Source organism: Micromonospora maris AB-18-032 (assembly GCF_000204155.1).
GTDB lineage: Bacteria > Actinomycetota > Actinomycetes > Mycobacteriales > Micromonosporaceae > Micromonospora > Micromonospora gifhornensis.
Genome location: NC_015434.1, coordinates 626,899 through 643,608, shown reverse-complemented (window position 1 = coordinate 643,608; position 16,710 = coordinate 626,899). Strand labels below are relative to the sequence as shown.

The 16,710-nt window shown below is 68.9% G+C and carries 11 protein-coding genes and 1 pseudogene; 6 read left to right on the top strand and 6 right to left on the bottom strand.

The window, feature by feature from the left end; genetic code table 11:
* The first annotated feature begins 643 nt into the window (after positions 1 to 643).
* Positions 644 to 1,138 (top strand): hypothetical protein, encoded by a 495-nt coding sequence (locus VAB18032_RS03025; protein ID WP_013731301.1) that lies wholly within the window; start codon positions 644 to 646, stop codon positions 1,136 to 1,138.
* A 38-nt stretch (positions 1,139 to 1,176) separates the two neighbouring features.
* The gene (locus VAB18032_RS03020; protein ID WP_148272181.1) at positions 1,177 to 4,788 is read left to right on the top strand and encodes a P-loop domain-containing protein; all 3,612 of its coding nucleotides are present in this window, start codon (positions 1,177 to 1,179) and stop codon (positions 4,786 to 4,788) included.
* 199 nt (positions 4,789 to 4,987) lie between these two features.
* Here VAB18032_RS03020 and VAB18032_RS30395 read toward each other — a convergent pair.
* Positions 4,988 to 5,477: pseudogene (locus VAB18032_RS30395) on the bottom strand (transposase family protein); the annotation flags it as partial.
* A gap of 164 nt (positions 5,478 to 5,641) precedes the next feature.
* On the opposite strand from VAB18032_RS30395, the gene VAB18032_RS03010 reads away from it, so the two are divergent.
* Positions 5,642 to 6,196 carry a plasmid pRiA4b ORF-3 family protein gene (locus VAB18032_RS03010; RefSeq protein WP_232510657.1) on the top strand — a complete coding sequence of 185 codons (555 nt, stop codon included), beginning with the start codon at positions 5,642 to 5,644 and terminating at the stop codon, positions 6,194 to 6,196.
* A gap of 245 nt (positions 6,197 to 6,441) precedes the next feature.
* Here the strand turns inward: VAB18032_RS03010 and VAB18032_RS03005 are convergent, their stop codons facing one another.
* The 4 genes from VAB18032_RS03005 to VAB18032_RS02990 form a co-directional block, all read right to left on the bottom strand.
* Positions 6,442 to 7,317 carry a replication-relaxation family protein gene (locus tag VAB18032_RS03005; RefSeq protein ID WP_013731297.1) on the bottom strand — a complete coding sequence of 292 codons (876 nt, stop codon included), beginning with the start codon at positions 7,315 to 7,317 and terminating at the stop codon, positions 6,442 to 6,444.
* A 210-nt stretch (positions 7,318 to 7,527) separates the two neighbouring features.
* Positions 7,528 to 10,008 (bottom strand): helicase HerA domain-containing protein, encoded by a 2,481-nt coding sequence (locus VAB18032_RS03000; RefSeq protein ID WP_043719553.1) that lies wholly within the window; start codon positions 10,006 to 10,008, stop codon positions 7,528 to 7,530.
* Positions 10,009 to 10,040: 32 nt separating this feature from the next.
* On the bottom strand, positions 10,041 to 11,828 hold the full coding sequence (locus VAB18032_RS02995; RefSeq protein WP_043722818.1) for a VirB4 family type IV secretion system protein: 1,788 nt from the start codon (positions 11,826 to 11,828) through the stop codon (positions 10,041 to 10,043).
* Between the two features lie 5 nt (positions 11,829 to 11,833).
* The gene (locus VAB18032_RS02990; protein ID WP_013731294.1) at positions 11,834 to 12,814 is read right to left on the bottom strand and encodes a PrgI family protein; all 981 of its coding nucleotides are present in this window, start codon (positions 12,812 to 12,814) and stop codon (positions 11,834 to 11,836) included.
* On the opposite strand from VAB18032_RS02990, the gene VAB18032_RS33425 reads away from it, so the two are divergent.
* Genes VAB18032_RS33425 through VAB18032_RS32020 form a run of 3 tightly spaced genes read left to right on the top strand, consistent with a single transcriptional unit; the run spans position 12,772 to position 15,235 of the window.
* Positions 12,772 to 13,200, top strand: a complete 429-nt coding sequence (locus VAB18032_RS33425) for a DUF5372 family protein (protein WP_363664000.1) — start codon at positions 12,772 to 12,774, stop codon at positions 13,198 to 13,200. The two genes, VAB18032_RS02990 and VAB18032_RS33425, sit on opposite strands and share 43 nt — an antisense overlap.
* Complete coding sequence (locus VAB18032_RS32025) at positions 13,197 to 14,354, top strand: recombinase family protein (protein WP_050814526.1); 1,158 nt, start codon at positions 13,197 to 13,199, stop codon at positions 14,352 to 14,354. Before VAB18032_RS33425 ends, VAB18032_RS32025 begins: the two co-directional genes overlap by 4 nt.
* Entirely contained in the window at positions 14,351 to 15,235 is an 885-nt protein-coding gene (locus VAB18032_RS32020) for a helix-turn-helix domain-containing protein (RefSeq protein WP_050814525.1), read from the top strand. Before VAB18032_RS32025 ends, VAB18032_RS32020 begins: the two co-directional genes overlap by 4 nt.
* A 977-nt stretch (positions 15,236 to 16,212) precedes the next feature.
* Here the strand turns inward: VAB18032_RS32020 and VAB18032_RS02980 are convergent.
* A complete protein-coding gene (locus VAB18032_RS02980; protein ID WP_013731293.1) occupies positions 16,213 to 16,707 on the bottom strand; it encodes a YciE/YciF ferroxidase family protein in 495 nt (164 codons plus the stop codon).
* Positions 16,708 to 16,710: the final 3 nt, after the last annotated feature.

The window sequence follows — 16,710 nt, the reverse complement described above, 5'->3', positions numbered from 1 at the left end:
GGCGGGTGGGCGTGGGCGCACCGGTGGGTGCGGCGGTGGTTCCGAGGTGGGACCGAACCGGGGGTGGAGATATATGAGGTGCTGTTAGTGCCGTGAACGGTAGCGGCCTGTTCTGTCAGGCCGATCCGGCGAACCGATCTCCGAATAGTGGGGCTGACCTGCACTCTGAGACATTCCGGGCCGCTGTGGTTAGGGGCGGAGAGAACGCTGTGAGACTCACCGAATCTCACAGGTGATCCTCTCGGTGAGGCAGCGTTCGCGACTCAGAGGCAGGAAGCTGCAGCAAGGTGGCCCTCTGCTCGCGGTACAGCATCGTGAGGTGGTGGACCGTGAGAGCGCTGCCGTCCGCGCTTGTAATGGGACTGGTTGCCGCGCCGGACCCTCGCGACGATCGACGGATCGTATGGTGACCGGTGGACTGATGTGATCGGCGGCGGGCTCAGAGGCTTCATCGCCTGGTCGACGACGTGGTAATCGTCCGCGTCATCACGGCACCTTTTCCGATCATCAGCTACCACTGGACCAGATCGACACCGACGAGTAGCCGACCGAAGGGTCACGCTTTTGCGTGAGGTCGATACTCTCTGTTCGTCTGTCATGCCGCTGGGCACTCTGAAGCACGTCGCGTGAAGGGTGAACGCTTGTGGTGATCGAGGCCGGACTGATCGCGGGATACGTGATCGCGTGGGCGGTACGTAAGGCCCGCCGGGCTGCCGGCCGCCTCGATGCCGAGGTGGACACGGCGATCGACGCGGGCTTGGACAAGCTGCACGACGCGGTGGCGGCGAAACTCGGCGCGCATCCCGCGTTGGACGACCTGGCCGAAGAGGCCGCCACCGAAGAGGGACAGGTCAGCGAGCTGACGCGCCAGCAGGTAGAACTGGCGCTCACGGCCGCAGCCCGTAAGGACGACAATTTCGGACAGTCGGTCACCGAACTGCTAGCCAAGCTGCAGGCGGCCGAACAGGCCAGCGGCGTGTCAGTAATCGGGCCGGGGGCACGGGTGTTCACCGGGAACGCGCACGCGCATGCCAGCGGCCACGGAATCGCGGTAGGGCAAGTCGCCGGCGATGTGAACACCGGCGCAACTGATCGGCCACAGCGGGACCCTTCGGAGCCGGGACGGTCCCGCCACTGACCGTACCCGGCACACCCGGCGGTGCCATGGTGTCGCCTGTGTGGCAGGAAGCCGTGCACCGTGCTGCAGGACAGCAGCAGGGCACAGGCCGGCACGGCGGAGTGGGCATCGGTTCCGTCGCCGGGGATGTCGTCATCGTTCAACGATCGATGCGGCCGGTGCGATCGGCATATTTGGAGCAGGTCAAACGCATCGCCCCGCCCGAGTTGCTAGGGCGAGACACCGAGTTGGCCGAGCTGGCCGCGTTCTGCCTCGATCCCGACCGCAGCCCTTACGTGTGCTGGCGGGCCGAACCATGGGCGGGCAAGTCCGCCCTTATGTCCACCTTCGTACTACGCCCGCCGCCGCAGCTGACCGGTCGAGTGCGGATCGTGTCGTTCTTCGTCACCGCCCGGCTGGCCGCCCAGGACACCCGGGTGGCATTCACCACCGTCCTGATACGGCAGTTGTGCGAGCTCACCGGACAGGACTGGCCCGCCATGGTCGACGAGGCCAGCCGGGAAGAACTCATGCTGGATCTGCTCCGTCAGGCCGCAGCTGCCTGCCAAGTCGACGGCGGACGACTGGTCCTAGTCGTCGACGGGCTGGATGAGGACCGGGGCGTCACCTCCGGACCCGACGCGCACAGCATCGCCGCGCTGCTACCAGCCGCGCCGCCACACGGCATGCGCGTCATCGTGGCAGGCCGACCCAACCCCCCGATCCCCGATGACGTGCCGGACTGGCACCCCCTGCGCGATCCAGGCATCATCCGCCTACTAGCCCCCTCCGAGCACGCCCATGACCTGCAGCGACTGGGCCAATCGGAACTCAAACGCCTCCTCAAGGGCAACCAGATCGAGCAAGACCTGCTGGGCTTGCTCACCGCCGCGCGTGGTGGCCTGTCCGGCACCGACCTGTCCGAGCTGGCCGATGCCGATCTGGTGCATATCGAAGATGTTCTACACACTGTGGCGGGTCGGACTTTCGCTCGACGCGTCAACCAATGGGCCGGCGCTCCCGAAGCTGAGGTGTATCTGCTGGGGCACGAGGAACTTCAACGAGCCGCCACACGTTACCTCGGCTCTACGCGTCTCGCTGACTATCGGGACCGGCTGCACGCCTGGGCAGAACGGTACCGGCAGTCTGGGTGGCCGCCACATACACCGGAGTACCTGCTGCGAGGATACGCTTCCCTGCTGCAAGCCACGGGTGAGGTCGAGCGGCTGGTCACCCTGGCCACCGATGCAAGGCGGCAAGACCGAATGCTAGTCCTCAGCGGTGGTGATGCCGCTGCTTTCGACGAAATCAGGGCCGCGCAAAAACTCGTCATGGCGCAGCCCACATCCGATCTACTCGCTATGGCGCGGCTATCGTTCGGCCGCGATAACCTCGCCTCCCGTAACGCCAACCTCCCCGCCGGCCTGTGCGCTGTGTGGGCTGCTCTTGGAGACCTGGCCCGAGCTGAATCACTCGCCCGCACCATCCCAAACCTGCGTCAACAGACGCGAGCGCTGGCCGTCCTCGCCGAGGTGGCAGCGGAAGCCGGTAATGCCGACCGGGCCGGGCGCTTGGCATCCGACGCCGAAACAATCGCCCGCACCATCACCAACCCGCTCGAACAGGCGCAAGCGCTGGCCGTCCTCGCCGAGGTGGCAGCGGAAGCCGGTAATGCCGACCGGGCCGGGCGCTTGGCATCCGACGCCGAAACAATCGCCCGCACCATCACCAACCCGCTCGAACAGGCGTTTGCTCTGGCGAAGCTTGTCGAGGCGGTCGTCTTGATCGGAGACGCTGATCGGGCCGAGGCGATCGTCCGCGAAGTCGCCGAACAGCTCGGGCAGGCGTCAGTGCTAAAGGAGCTTGTCTGGGTGACGGCCTTAGCTGGCAGCGCTGATCGGGCCGAGGCAATCGTTCGCGGCATCAAGGACCCGTCCGATCGAGCGCGAGCGCTGGCTGCCCTCGCTCGGGGGGTGGCCGAGTCTGGTGACGCTACTCGGGCCGAGGCGATCGCCCGCACCATGCCTGACCCGACCTATCAGGCGTCAGTGCTGGTGAAGCTTGTCCGGATGGCGACGGAGACCGGTGATGCTGACCGGGCCGGGCGCTTGGCATCCGACGCCGAAACAATCGCCCGCACCATCACTAACCCGACCTATCAGGCGTCAGTGCTGGTGAAGCTTGTCCGGATGGCGACGGAGACCGGTGATGCTGACCGGGCCGGGCGCTTGGCATCCGACGCCGAAACAATCGCCCGCACCATCACTAGCCCGCATGAACAGACGCAAGTGCTGGCCGCCCTCGCCGAGGTGACGGCGGAAGCCGGTGACGATGCTCGGGCCGGACGGTTAGCCGCCGACGCCGAAACAATCGCCCGCACCATCGCTAGGCCGCATGAACAGACGCGAGCGCTGGCCGCCCTTGCTGAGGCGACGGCGGAAGCTGGCGACGCTGCTCGGGCCGAGGTCATCGCCCGCACCATCCCTGACCCGACCCATCAGGCGTCAGTGCTGGTGAAGCTTGTCCGGATGGCGACGGAGACCGGTGATGCTGACCGAGCCGGGCGGTTAGCCGCCGACGCCGAAACAAACACCCGAAGTATCACCGACCCGTTTGCGCAGGCGATAACGCTGGTGGAGCTTGTCCAGGTGGTGGCCGAAGCCGGTGACCCTGGTCGAGCCGAGACGATCGCCCGCAGCATCACCAGACCGTATGCGCAGGCGTGGGCGTTGGCCGCCCTCGCTCGATTCGTAGCGGGGGCCGGTGATGCTGACCGGGCCAGGCGGTTAGCCGCCGACGCCGAAACAATCGCCCACCACATCACCCATCCGTCTGATCGGGCGGATACGCTGGCCGCCGTCGCTCGATTCGTAGCGGGGGCCGGTGATGCTGACCGGGCCAGGCGGTTAGCCGCCGACGCCGAAACAATCGCCCGAAGTATGAGCGACCCGCTCCCTCAGGCGCGAACGCTGGTAAAGCTTGTCAAGGTGGTGGCCGAAGCCGGTGACCCTAGTCGAGCCGAGACGATCGCCCGCAGCATCCTTAGACCGTATGCGCAGGCGCAGGCGCATGCCGCCCTCGCGTTGGGGGTGGCCGAGGCCGGTGATGCTGCTCGGGCGGAGGCGATCGCCCGCAGCATCAGCGAGCCGTTCGTGCAGGCGTCAGTGTTGGTGAGGCTTGTCCAGGTGGCGGCGAGGGCCGGTAATACTGATCGGGCCAGGCGGTTAGCCGCCGACGCCGAAGCGAGATCCAGAAGGATCACCGACCCGTCAGGCCAGGCGCGAGCGCTGACCGCTCTCGCTCGGGTGGTGGCCGAGACTGGTGCTGCTGATCGGGCTGGGCGGTTGGCCACCGACGCCGAAACGATTTCCCGCAGCATCACCATATCTGAACAGGAGTCAGTGCTGATGGAGCTGGTCGAGGTGGTGGCCGGAGCCGGTGACGCTGCTCGGGCCGAGGCGATCGCCCGCAGCATCAAGGTTCCGTCTACGCGGGCGCGGGCACTGGTAGCGGTCGCTGGTGTTGCTGGCACGCCTCGAGCCCGCCGTTTACTGGGAGAGGCCTTCGCGATCGGGCACTGGCTGATTCCACTGCCCGTGCTGGCCAAACATTGGCCACATCTCGTCATCCAGGTCGCTGATGAGCATATGCGAATGATGAAGAGCTTGTAAGGCGCTTAGCCTGGCGGGTGAGATGCACCTCTTCAGCACACCCGCCTAATATTCTTAGAAGTGATGGATCATCCGAGCTAAAGGACGTCTCGTAACTCGGTGGGGCGTTGGCTTATAACGGTGTCGGTGTCCTCCAGCGAGAGTGATGTTGTGGAGCTTGGCGATGCCGGAAGCGGGTCGGCCAATGTGTGGGCGGCGCGGCGGTAGTGTCGTTGCGGTTGGCGGGCTGAGTGTCGCCGAGGGCTACGACCAAGCGGGTGTGAGCGTCGATGGCGACCTGCATGTTCGTGCTGTAGCGGTAGTTCTTGCTCGGTGCGGCCGCCGGTGGTCGCAGGTCGGGATCAGGGTGCCGTCGACGATCGTGATCTGGTCGACCCGACGCCGGCGGACCGGGGCCAGCGCGAGCAGTGGGCCGACGGTGTCGATGACCCGGTGCGCGGCGGAGTGCGACACCCCGAACAGCGGGCCGATCTGCCGCATTGTCAGGTTCGTGCGCCAGTACGCCGCGACCAGCAGTACCCGGTCGGCAAGGTCGAGTGACCACTGCTGCCGGCCCGGCCGACCATCCGCGATCGCATCACCCTTCGCTCGGCGAACAGCCGGACCAGCCGGCGGAACTGGGCGGGTTGCAACCCGGTGAACGGAAGATCCACTCCTGGCGGGCTGCCCGAGATCACCTGCACCAACATGATCCACGATGGACCGAACTTTGAGTTACGAGACGTTGTCGGCGTACGACTCCGGGTGCCCAGATAGGTACGGCTGAACGTACCCAACCACTGACCCTGCCTGGGGCCGGTGTCGGTGACGTTGCGTAGCCTTCCAGGCGGAGAGGGCCGTTCTCGATGGAAGGGTGAGCGTGGCGCGTACCTGGCTGTCCATACGGGTTGAGCTGGTCTCGGGTCGTGGCATCGACCTGTGGCCTCGACCTGGCAGGGTCTTCGCCGCGAGCCGGTCACACACCTTCGCCCAATTGGCTGACGCGATCGACCTGGCGTTTGCCCGTTGGGACCTGGCCCACATGCACATGTTCACGCTGGCCGACCAGACCCCGGTCACGCCGCTTGAACTGTGGGATGGCGAGGCGCCCGAGGGCAGCACGGACAGCGGCCGGACCAAGCTGAGTCGGCTGGGCGGCGGCGACCAGTTCGCGTACCTGTTCGACTTCGGTGACGACTGGGCGCATCTGTGCACAGTCGCCGAGTCCCGCATCGACCCGCTCGAGGCGCTAGGCGGTATGCCTGCCGAGCCGATGCCGTACTTCGGCTGGGGTGACTTGCCCGACCAATACGGCCGGCGCTGGGACGGCGACGACGGCGAGTCGCAGCCGCCGAAACCTCCCCGCCGACCGCTTGCCGACCTTCCGCCGCTACTGCCGTGGTGGGGACCCCGCCAACGCGGACAGTAACGGCCCGGAGGATCTCGGACGATCACCACCTGGGCACGTTCACGCGTACCTACCTGAGCATCCGAACCCGTACGCCGACAGACGTCCCTTAGGTTCAGCAAACAATGCTAGTTGCGAAGCTGTAGTGTTGTGTCTCCGCAGTGACCAGCTACCCTCTGACGACAAATTCGGCTGCCGAGTGCGGCATCGAGGGTTGCCTTCTATGGATGCACCAGTTATCGCGGTATCAGAAGTTGACGTGATCCTTACGGGTTTTCAAAGCGCTGCGGGTTGGTGACGGTGTCGGGGCCGTGGTCGCAAGGCAGTTCGTGCAGGTAGCGCCGATGGGTGGGATCCGATACGAGGGTCCAGACTCTGCCAGCGGGGTCGGGCCCGTGTATGGCGGTGGCGATCGGGCTGGTGGTGCGGAGTCCGGCGAGCACGCCGAGGAGGCTGGCCTCGCGGCGTCGGCTGGGTACCCAGAACAGGACGGGGTAGCGGGGGCCGAAGGTGGTGAGGCGTTCGTATCCGCGCAGTTTGGCCACGACGCGGGCGAGGTTCTCGGTGTCGTTGTCGTGTTCGAGGAAGAAGCCGGTCGAGGTGTCGCCGATGGTCCATACGCCGTGCCCGTCGGGTCGGATGCCGGCTTGGGCGTAGACGGTGGTGGCGTGCTGTTCGGACCACCAGCGGGACAGGCGGGCGTCGGTGCTGCGGCGGGCGGTGGCGATGAGGTCGGTGAAGAACTGGTTGACGCCGAGGAGGTGGTTGACCTGGCCGCTGGCGGCGATCCGCTTGGCGCGTTCCAGGGAGCTGCGCGGCGGCTTGCCGCCGGTGCCGTTCGGGTCGTGGTAGGTGGTGGGGTGTAGTTGCAGTCCGACGGGGCCGAGGGTGTAGAGCAGGGATCCGTAGCGGCCGTTGTGGTTGCTGCGGCCGAAGCGGTGCAGTACGTCGAGGCGGTGCAGGATCGTGAGTCGGCGTTGGGCGGTGCGGCGGCTGTCGAAGAAGGCGTTGGTGATCTGGTCGGTGGACAGCAGGTAGTGCTCGGCGAGTAGCGCGAGGAGGGCGTGGTCGCGGGGGACGATGCGTCCGAAGACCGCGAGGGCGTCGGGTTTGCTGGAGGCGCGGGGAACGCGGGAGTACACGATGTTTGCTCCTGGGCAGGATGGGGTTCCTTCCCGATCGGGAGGGTGTCTGGCAGCGGGGAGGTCGGTGCGGAGGGTCTGTCAGGGGGCGTGTGCGGCACTGACAGCCCAGGTCAGCACTGTGGGAGCAGTGTTCGGCGGTCACCGGTCGCGATCCCGGTGACGATCCGGTGCGCGACCCGGGCGACGCCACCGGACCGGCAATGACGGTCAGGCCCGGTCGCTCTTCGGACGGGACCGTCGTTGGTCGGGCTTGCGGCTGAGTCGTTCGACGAGTTCGTCGACGGCGCTGGTGTCCTGGGCCGGTACCGCCGCGGCGGCGGCCTGCCGGATGGCGGTCGCCTCACCGACGACCGGCCTCGGTGGTCGGGTCTTCATCGTGAACGCTGGCGTTTGGCGGCCGTTGACCACGAGGCGTGCGGCGGCGGTGTAGGCGTCGAGGTGGGCGAGGTCGTGCTCACCGAGTTCGGGGAGGGTGTGTCGGGACAGGACTTTGGCGTCCTCGGGTGCGCAGGTGAAGTAGACCTTGTTGCGGGCGTTGGCGGAGGCGGCGGCGAGCAGGTCGCGGGGGAACTGGGCGAGGTCCTGGTGGGCGAGTACGAGGGAGAGCCGGTACTTGCGGGCTTCGGCGAGCATCGTGTCCAGCGAGTTGGCGAGGGTGAGGAAGTTCTGTGCCTCGTCGATGATCAAACTCGCGTCGCGGCGCTTCTCGGGTGCGGTGGCGGCGCGGGCGGTGGTGGCCTGCCACACCTGGGCGAGGATGAGGGAGCCGAGCAGGCGGCTGGTGTCCTCTCCGAGGACGCCTTTGGGGATGCGGACGAGCAGGACTCCGCCGTCGAGGACGCGGCCCATGTCGAAGCTGGATTTCGGGTAGCGCATCGTCCGTTTGACGAAGTCGCGGAGTAGGAACGCGCGGAGGCGGGCGAGGACGGGGCCGATGACCTGGGAGCGGAGGCTGTCGTTGAGGCTGTCGTACCACTGCCAGAAGCCGCTGAGCCCTGCCGGGTCGTCGAGGTCCACGGTCATCGCGGAGCGGAACTGGGGGCTGTTGAGCAGTGGGGGGATGTGCTGCAGGGTGACGTTGTTGTGGCGTAGCAGGGTGAGGCAGGCGACCCGCATGACGTCGTCCATCCGTGGCCCCCACGCTTTGGCGAAGATGGTGCCGAAGATCGATACGAGGTTGTCGACGACGAGGTCGGGGTCGTCGCCTTCGAGCGGGTTGAGCGTGGGTGGGTTGTCCTGGTCGGGGTCGAAGAGGACGACGCGGTCGGCGACGGTGGCGGGGAGCCGGTCGAGGATGTCCAGGACGAGGTCGCCGTGGGGGTCGATGACGACGGTGCCGCGGCCGGCTTTGATGTCGTCGAGGGCCATGTTGACCAGCAGGGTGGTCTTGCCGGAGCCGGTCGAGCCGATGACGTGCAGGTGATACCTGGCGTCGGGTACCGCGAGTCCGACGGCGTGGCCGCCGATCTCGGCGTCGCCGAGCATCTTCACCCCACGTCCGCCGCCGGGGACGGCGACCGGTGCCGGCATGGACGCGGCCCGCGCCCGGTCGAGGCCGGGTACGGCCAGGTCGCGCGGCAGGGCGGCCAGCGCCGCGAGTTCCGGGGCGGAGGTCAGGAACCCCGGGCCGAGCCGTCGGGCGGCGAGGACTGCCACCGGTGCGGGCATCCGGGCCCGGTGGGTGAGCCGGTTGCGGCCGGTGTGGATGGCGAACGCTGAGGCGAGGGTGTCGGCGATGCCCCGCAGCCGACCCCGCGGGTCGGCGCCGGGGCGTCGGCTGGTGGTGGCGACCGCGTACCGGATACCGGTCTGCCACAGCGGGTGCGCTGTCTTGTCCAAGATCGCGCGGACGTCCCGCTCGACGGTGGGATCCCGACGGGCCACCGGCGTGGGGCGGCCGGTGTTGCCGCTGCCGGGCAGGAACGCCTCCAGCAGCCACAGCACCGGCGCTGCCGGGTTGAGCGCCGGCACGGCGGTCTTGCCGGCCCGAAGCCGTCCGGCCGCCCGACGGGCGCGTGCCGCTCGCCGGGGTGTGGCCGGGCGGGCGAGGACCTGCACGCAGGCGTACTCGCCGGGTTTGAGCTGTGCGCCGGCGGACATCAGGGGGCGCAGCGGGTCGGTGTCGTGGTCGCTGGTCAGCGGTAGCCACTCCGCGTATACGGGCAGCAGGTGCCCACCGGCGGCGGGATGCGCGTCGAGCGGAATCGGGGGCGGCGGGTTGTCGTCGGTGGTGGTGGCCGAGCCGGGCCACGCCGCCCGTACTGCCGCCTCGACCGCCCCGGGTGGGACGGTGCCGGGTACCCAGATCGAGATGAGCAACTGCCGGCCGGACCAGGTGTACTGCCAGACGACGTGCGGGGTGCCGTGGAGCAGGCGTCGGCGTCGCGACGGGGTGAGTACGCCGGCAAGGTTCGCCCACAACGCGGCGGCGCTGTGCGGGTCGACCTCGGGCGGCGGGGCGATCGTGACCAGCCGCGCGTCGTGGGCGTGGTGGTGGTGCCGCCAGATCTCGACGAGGTTGCGGGCCGCGATCCATGCGGCGAGCAGTCCGGCGGCGACGGCCGCCAGCCAGGGTCGCTGGGCCGCCCACACGGCGGCGTCGACCAGGGCAGCCCCGGGTGCGGTAGGAGGGGGAATGGGACCGGCGCCCGGCCCGATGGTGGGGCTGGGCGCCGGTGGCGGTGACATGAGCGCTGATCCGAGGACTTCGGTCGGTGGTGTCACAGGTCGTCCTCTTCCTCGTCGACATGGGCCAGTTCGGTCGGGTCGGTGGTGCACAGGGTGTGCTCGGTGTCCGAGGAAATCGACTCGAAGCTGGTCCTGTTCACGCCGGAGATCAGCAGTCCTTGGCCACGACGGGCCGAGAGCAGTAGCCGTCGCTCGCCGTCGGTGAGCCCGAAGGCCTCGCCGACGGCGTCGATGGCCTGGGGTGCCTGTCGCAGCAGCACCTGGGTGGCGGCGTTGGACACCACGGCCTGGCCGAGGTCGGTGCCGAGCAGGTCGGCGGCGTCCTGGGTGATGACGGTCAGTCCGGCGTTGCGTTTGCGTGCCGCCTTGCTCATGCGGAACAGGAAGCGGGCGCCTTCGCCGTCGCGCATCAGCAGCCACGCCTCGTCGACCACGACGAGGCGTCGCCGCGACGGGCGTTGCGGGGTGTCGACGGTGCGCCAGATCGCGTCCAGCGCGAGGAGGGTGCCGACGGTGCGTAGTTCGTCGGGCAGGTGTCGCAGTGACCACACGACGAGGTGTCCGACGGGGGCCTGGGTGGTCGGTGCGTCGAACAGGTCGGCGAAGCTGCCCTGCACCCACGGCGCGAGCCGGGCAGCCAACGTCGCGGCGGCCGGGTCGTCGTCGGCGCGCAGCGTGGCGGCCAGGTCGCGCAGCAGTGGTGCGGGCCGGTGGTGGGTGGCCGGGTCGGCGGTGATGCCGGCGGCCCGGTAGACGGCGAGGATCGCCCGGTCCAGCGCGGCCCGTTCCGCCGGTGGCGGCTGGTGGCCGAGCAGCACGCTGATGAGGGTGTGGAGGAACAGGCCGCGGCGGGTCAGCGTGTCGGGACGCCGGTCGTCGAGCGGCAGGTCGAGGGGGTTGATCTTCACGCCGGGCATGCCCAGCCGGACGATGCTGCCGCCGACGGCGTCGGCCAGGCGCAGGTACTCGTCTTCGGGGTCGACCACCGCGACCTGCACACCCTGGTAGAGGTTGCGCAGGATCTCCAGTTTGACGAAGTACGACTTCCCGGCGCCGGAGCGGGCCAGGACGATCGAGTTGTGGTTCTCCTGGGTCCAGCGGTCCCACCAGACGATCCCCGCGCTGGCGGGGTTGATGCCGTAGAGGACACCGCCGGTGGTCGGTGGGTCGCCGGGCAGCGGGGCGGGCAGGTCCGGGCTGGACAGCGGGAAGGCGGCGGCCAGGGCGGCGGTGTCCATGGTGCGGAGCATCCGCAGCCCGTCCGTCGCGAGGGGCAGGGTGGTGGTCCAGCCGGCCAGTTGCCGCCAGGTCGCCGGTTGCACCGCCAGGAGGGTGGACGCGGCGGCGGCCCGGACCTGCGCGCACGCCTGCAGTAGTTCGTCTTCGGTGCGGGCGTGCACGGTCAGGTACAGGCCGACGCGGAACAGCTTCGCCGCGCCTCGGGCCAGTCGTTCGGCCAGGTCACCGGCGTCGTGGGCGGCGGCGTCGACATAGGGGTCGGCGAGTTTGCCGCGCTCGGCGTCGGCCCGCCGCGACGACTCCAGGCGCGCGCGTTGTGTGCGTAGCCGGGACGCGGCGACAGGTGCGGGCAGCGGCGCGATGTGCAGGGCGAGGTCGAGGCGGCCCGGCCAGGACAGCAGCGGCTCCAGCCACGCCGGGCCGACCTCGGCCGGATAGCCGGTCACCACCAGGGTGGCGGCGTAGCCGTCGCCCACGCGCAGCCACCGAGGGGTGACCTCGACAGTGGCCGGCGCGACCGCCGACGCCACCGAACCGGTCCGGGACCGCTCGGCGGAACGACCTCTGATGCGACGCCTCATCATGATCACGGCCTTGTTCTCCTGTCGTTGTGGGTGGCTGGGGTTGCGGTGATGACCGCGTCGGGTGCGGCCAGGCCACCTGGGCGCGGCGGCCGGTACGGGTCGGCGGCGCAGGTGAGGGCGGCGGTGACCGCCGGTCCGTCCAGGACGCGTGGGATGACGCCGAGACCGGACAGCGCGCGGACGGTGTCGTCGGCGCGGCGCTGCGCGGCGTGCGGGCCGCGTTCGCCGGCACCGGTGGCGGTGGTGATGAGGACCTGCCGGCGCAGCGGGTCGCGGCGTGCGGCGAGGTCGGCGAGGAACGCGGCGTGGTCGGCGCAGGCCGCGCGTAGCCGTGGATGTGGCTGGGTGTCCGCGGCGGCGGCGAGTGCCCGGCTGTGGGAGGCCAGGTCGACCGGTTGCGCGGACACGACGATCTGGACCGGGGCCGAGAGGCTGTTGAGCCACCGGCCCCAGCCGTCGATCAACGCCGCCTGCTCGTCGGGGGTGCGCAGCGCCAGGTTCACGGTGGTGGTGCCGACGATCGCCGCCCGCGCGTCGCCGAGGCTGATCTGTCCGTCGTCGTCGATGGCGTCGGCGGGCAGCCGCAGCGGCGCCGGCAACGGCTGCCGGCCGGTCTTGGGAGTCTCGACCCAGTCCGGCACACCGCCGCCGTCGGCGGCGGCGCTGGGCGCGGTGGTCAGGGCCCGGGGGGTGCGGGTGTGGCGGATCGCGTGGAGCAGCCACACGTCCAGGGACAGGCCGTCGCGGCGGCCGAGTGCCAGGCCGATGACCAGCCCGCCGAGTACGACACCGGCACCGGTGAGCAGCGGTGTCGCGACGACGCCGTGCAGCGCCCGCCACAGGCCGTAGAAGACGAGCGCGCCGGCGGCGACGATCGCCAGCTGGTGGAACGTCAGCCCGTAGGCGACCTTGTCGGGGGCGTCGACGTCGGCGGGAACCCGTGCCCTATACAGCCCGTCAGTTGCGTCGGGTTTCGGACTCATTGGTGATCACTCATCCTTTCCATCCGTTGAGGGGGCAGAGCCTGGTTGTGCTGTTTACGCAGCGCAGGCGGCATGGTCTGTTCTTCGTGTGTGAGGTCGAGGGGAGGCGGCGCATCACGGTGGCGCAGGACTGGACCGACCGTGGTGTGCCGGCGTCGTCGGATCGGCTGGCGGTGGAGGGTTTGTCGGCGGCGCGGGCGCTGATCGACAAGATCGATCCAGCGTCGGTGGTGACGGATTCCCATGAACAGGCTCCTGACAGTGATGGGTGTGATGGCAGACCAAGTGGGCCGGGAAGGGGGACAGTTGAGCGGGTGGGACGTTCGCCAGGCCGTGATGGTCGTGGCGAACATGGTCGAGTCGCTGCTGCACGGAGCCGGCGATGAACCCGACCTCGAAGATCACGGCGAGTCACCTGTCCCGGCTGGCGATCGTCTATGTGCGGCAGTCGACGTCGGCGCAGGTGCGGCAGAACACCGAGTCGACGCAGCGCCAGTACGCGCTGGCGTCGACCGCCGCCGAGCTCGGGTGGCTGGCCGAGCAGATCGTCATCGTCGACGCCGACCTGGGCGTGTCCGGGCGGTTCGGGTCCGAGCGGGAGGGCTACCGGGAGATCGTGGCCCGGTTGTGCATGGGGGAGGTCGGCGCGGTGTTCGGCCTGGAGGTGTCCCGGCTGGGCCGCTCGAACGCCGACCTGACGAGGTTGATGGAGCTGGCGCGGCTGACCGACACGCTGCTGATCGACACCGACGGCGTGTACGACCTGGCCAACGTCAACGACTGGATTCTGCTGGGCCTCAAGGGCCAGATGTCGGAGATCGAGCTGCACTTCCTGCTCGGTCGGTTGCACGGGGCGAAGGTGGCCGCGGCGCACCGTGGAGAGCTGCGCCATCCGTTGCCGGTCGGGTACGTCTACGACGAGGACGGCCAGATCGTCAAAGACCCCGACGAGCAGGTCCGCCGCGCCGTGGAGGACCTGTTCGCGGAGTTCCAGCGGACGGGCTCGGCGTTGAAGACTGTCCGCGCGTTCCACGAAACGGGGCGGTTGTTCCCGCAGCGGGCCTGGGCCGGGGCGTGGGCGGGGACGATCAAGTGGGGCAAGCTCACCCACGCTCGGGTAGCGCAGGCGCTGAAGAACCCGACCTATGCCGGTGTCTACACCTTCGGCAAGACCCGCGAAGTACGGCGGGTGCTGCCCGACGGCACGGTGCGCTCCACCCGCCGACGCCGGGCACGAGAAGACTGGGCGGTCCTGATTCAGGATCACCACGAGGGGTATGTGACCTGGGCGGAGTTCCTGGCCACGGAGGCCAAGCTCGCGGCGAACAACACCGGGCGCGGGGCCCGGCCGGTGCGGGAAGGCACCGCCCTGTGTCAGGGCATCATCCTGTGTGGTACCTGCGGAGGGCGGGTCGGGACCCGCTGCAGCCGCAAGGACAGCAAGGTGACCTACCTGTGTGCCGAGCCCACCGCCGGCTGCCGGACCGTCATCGCCGACACCGTCGACGACGCGGTCGCCGCGTTGCTGCTGAAACCGTGACCCCGCAACAGATCCAGGTCGCGTTAGCCGCCGCGGATGAGGTCGCCGACCGGCAGGTGCGCACCCACAGGGCCGCTGAACTGGCCGTGGAACGGGCCCGCTACGAGGCCGACCGCGCCGAACGCGCCTTCGGCCAGGTCGAGCCGGAAAACCGTTTGGTGGCAAAGACATTGGAGTCGCGGTGGGAGGCCAAACTCGCCGCTCTCGCCGAGGCGGAGGCCGCGCTGGCGACCGCCCGCGCGGTCAAACCGCCGGTGCCGGACCACGACGCACTGCGCGCCCTGGCCGCCGATCTGCCCCGGCTGTGGGATGCGCCGACCACCAGTCCACGTGACCGCAAGCGCCTGCTACGCACGCTGATCGCCGACGTCACGCTCCTGCTAGAGCAGGATTCCGACATCGTTCGGATCGGCGTGCGCTGGCACACCGGCGCCACCGACGAGCTCGTCGTGCAACGGCGCGGGCCCGGCCGCACTCCGCCCGAGGCACTGGAGATCATCCGCAAGCATGGTGCCACCCACAGCAACGTGCAGATCGCCAAGATGCTCAACGACGCCGGCCTGCGGACCGGCAAGAACCTGCGCTTCACCCCTCGCCACGTCGCGGGGGTGCGCGGCATCTACAAGATCTTCACGTCGCGGACGATGGCCGTGCGGGACGGGGAGATCAGCGTCAAACAGGCCGCCCAGCTGCTGGGCATCCCCGCCGACGCGATCTACAACTGGCTGCGCCACGGGCAGGTCCCCGCCCACAGCCGCGCGAGACGCTGGTGCATCCCCTGGGACTCCGCGACGCAGGAGGTCTACCGGAAGAAGGTCGCGGGCTCGTTCCGGCTCAAGCCGAACCCGCCCGTGGCCGCCACCGGCGATGCCGGCAGCTAGCTCGTGCGCGGGGCCGGGTGTGTCACGCCCAGGCTCGTCGCGGCCTGGAACATCTCGACCCAATGGCCGACGCTATCGCCGTACGGCTGCTCACGCAGGCCCCTGCGGCTCGACCCTGGCCTACGAGATCGCGTTCCTCGTACGTACTCTGCCGTTCTGCTCACCATCGGGCAGCCGTCGACGACCCGCATCGGACGCCACTAGATGATTGAGTCCGAAGTCTGTACGGCAGCGTGGGCTTGACTCGGACGCGGCGAAGGGTATCGCGTACGACCATTGACCAGCCCGAACTTCGGACTCAATCATCTAAAGTCTGGCCGAGCTGGTCTACCTGGGACTGGAGTTCCAGAGATCCTTCGCGCCTCGAACACCCCCGCGGGGGTCGGATGCGACGCCGCGCACGTCAGCACATCCCGTCGGCGCGACCTGCTCGGCCGGCCGGTGGAGCAGGTCGCGCAGGCACCGGACCGGACCACCCTCCACCATCCGGCGGACTGGACGCACCGTCCGGCCCACTCGCAGATCGACGGATCACCGATACCCGGTACGGCCTTCGTCGACAACGCTGGGCGTGATGGCCGCGCCGACTGCGCCTCCCGAAGGCTCCTCTACCGAGATTGCCCACGCTGGCGCCTACTGTCCTGGACAGCCGGTATGGGTATACCGCAATGCATGGCAGCCCGGAGTAGTTCTTGACGCATCTCCGCGCGCGGTGCTGGTCCGCTACCGCTACTACGGACGGGCACTCGGCGTCGACACTGTTCTGCCCTATCAGGTGGCTCCACGCGACGAAGCGGACCCACTCATCGATGGCACCACCCCTTGAACCGCCGGATGTCACGTTGCGCACGGGTCGGCCGACGCGGATAGCACCGCCTTTTCCATGTTCGCTGGCGGGCGAACACGCGGGGCAGGTTGGCATGCCGTTCAAGGTGCGCTTGACGCATCCGTCGGCGTCACGGTCGGTCGTGGACGGTTCACGTGGTGGTGGCGAGGAGTTGTTCGCTGAGGGTTTGGTTGAGTTTTCTCAGCTGTTGTGAGGTTTCCGTCTTTTCGATGAGGTTCTTGAGGAGGCACTGGGTGCAGGTCACGGCGGCGATGGTGGTGGCCCAGTCGGTGAGGTGTTCGTAGCCGGCGATGGCGAGCTTGGTGATGCGTTGAGCGGCGTTGAGAGCGTACAGGTCACGGACGGCGTCGTTGTGGGGGGTGCGGAGGAAGACTTGGAAATCGTCCTGGACTCCGCGGATGGGCGCGGATCGGGTCTGCAGGGGTGCGGTGCCGAGGTGGCGCAGGCAGGCGTCGATCCGATCGGAGTGGCGCTCGCTGGCGTGGGCCATGTCCTCGATGATGCGTTTGAGCGTGCTGTCCTGGATGCGGGTGCCGATCAGGAGACCGAGAATGGAACGCGCCTGGTGTTCCAGGTCCTGCATGGCCGCGAGCTCGTAGAAGAAGATCTCGTTGGCGGTCTTCACCGC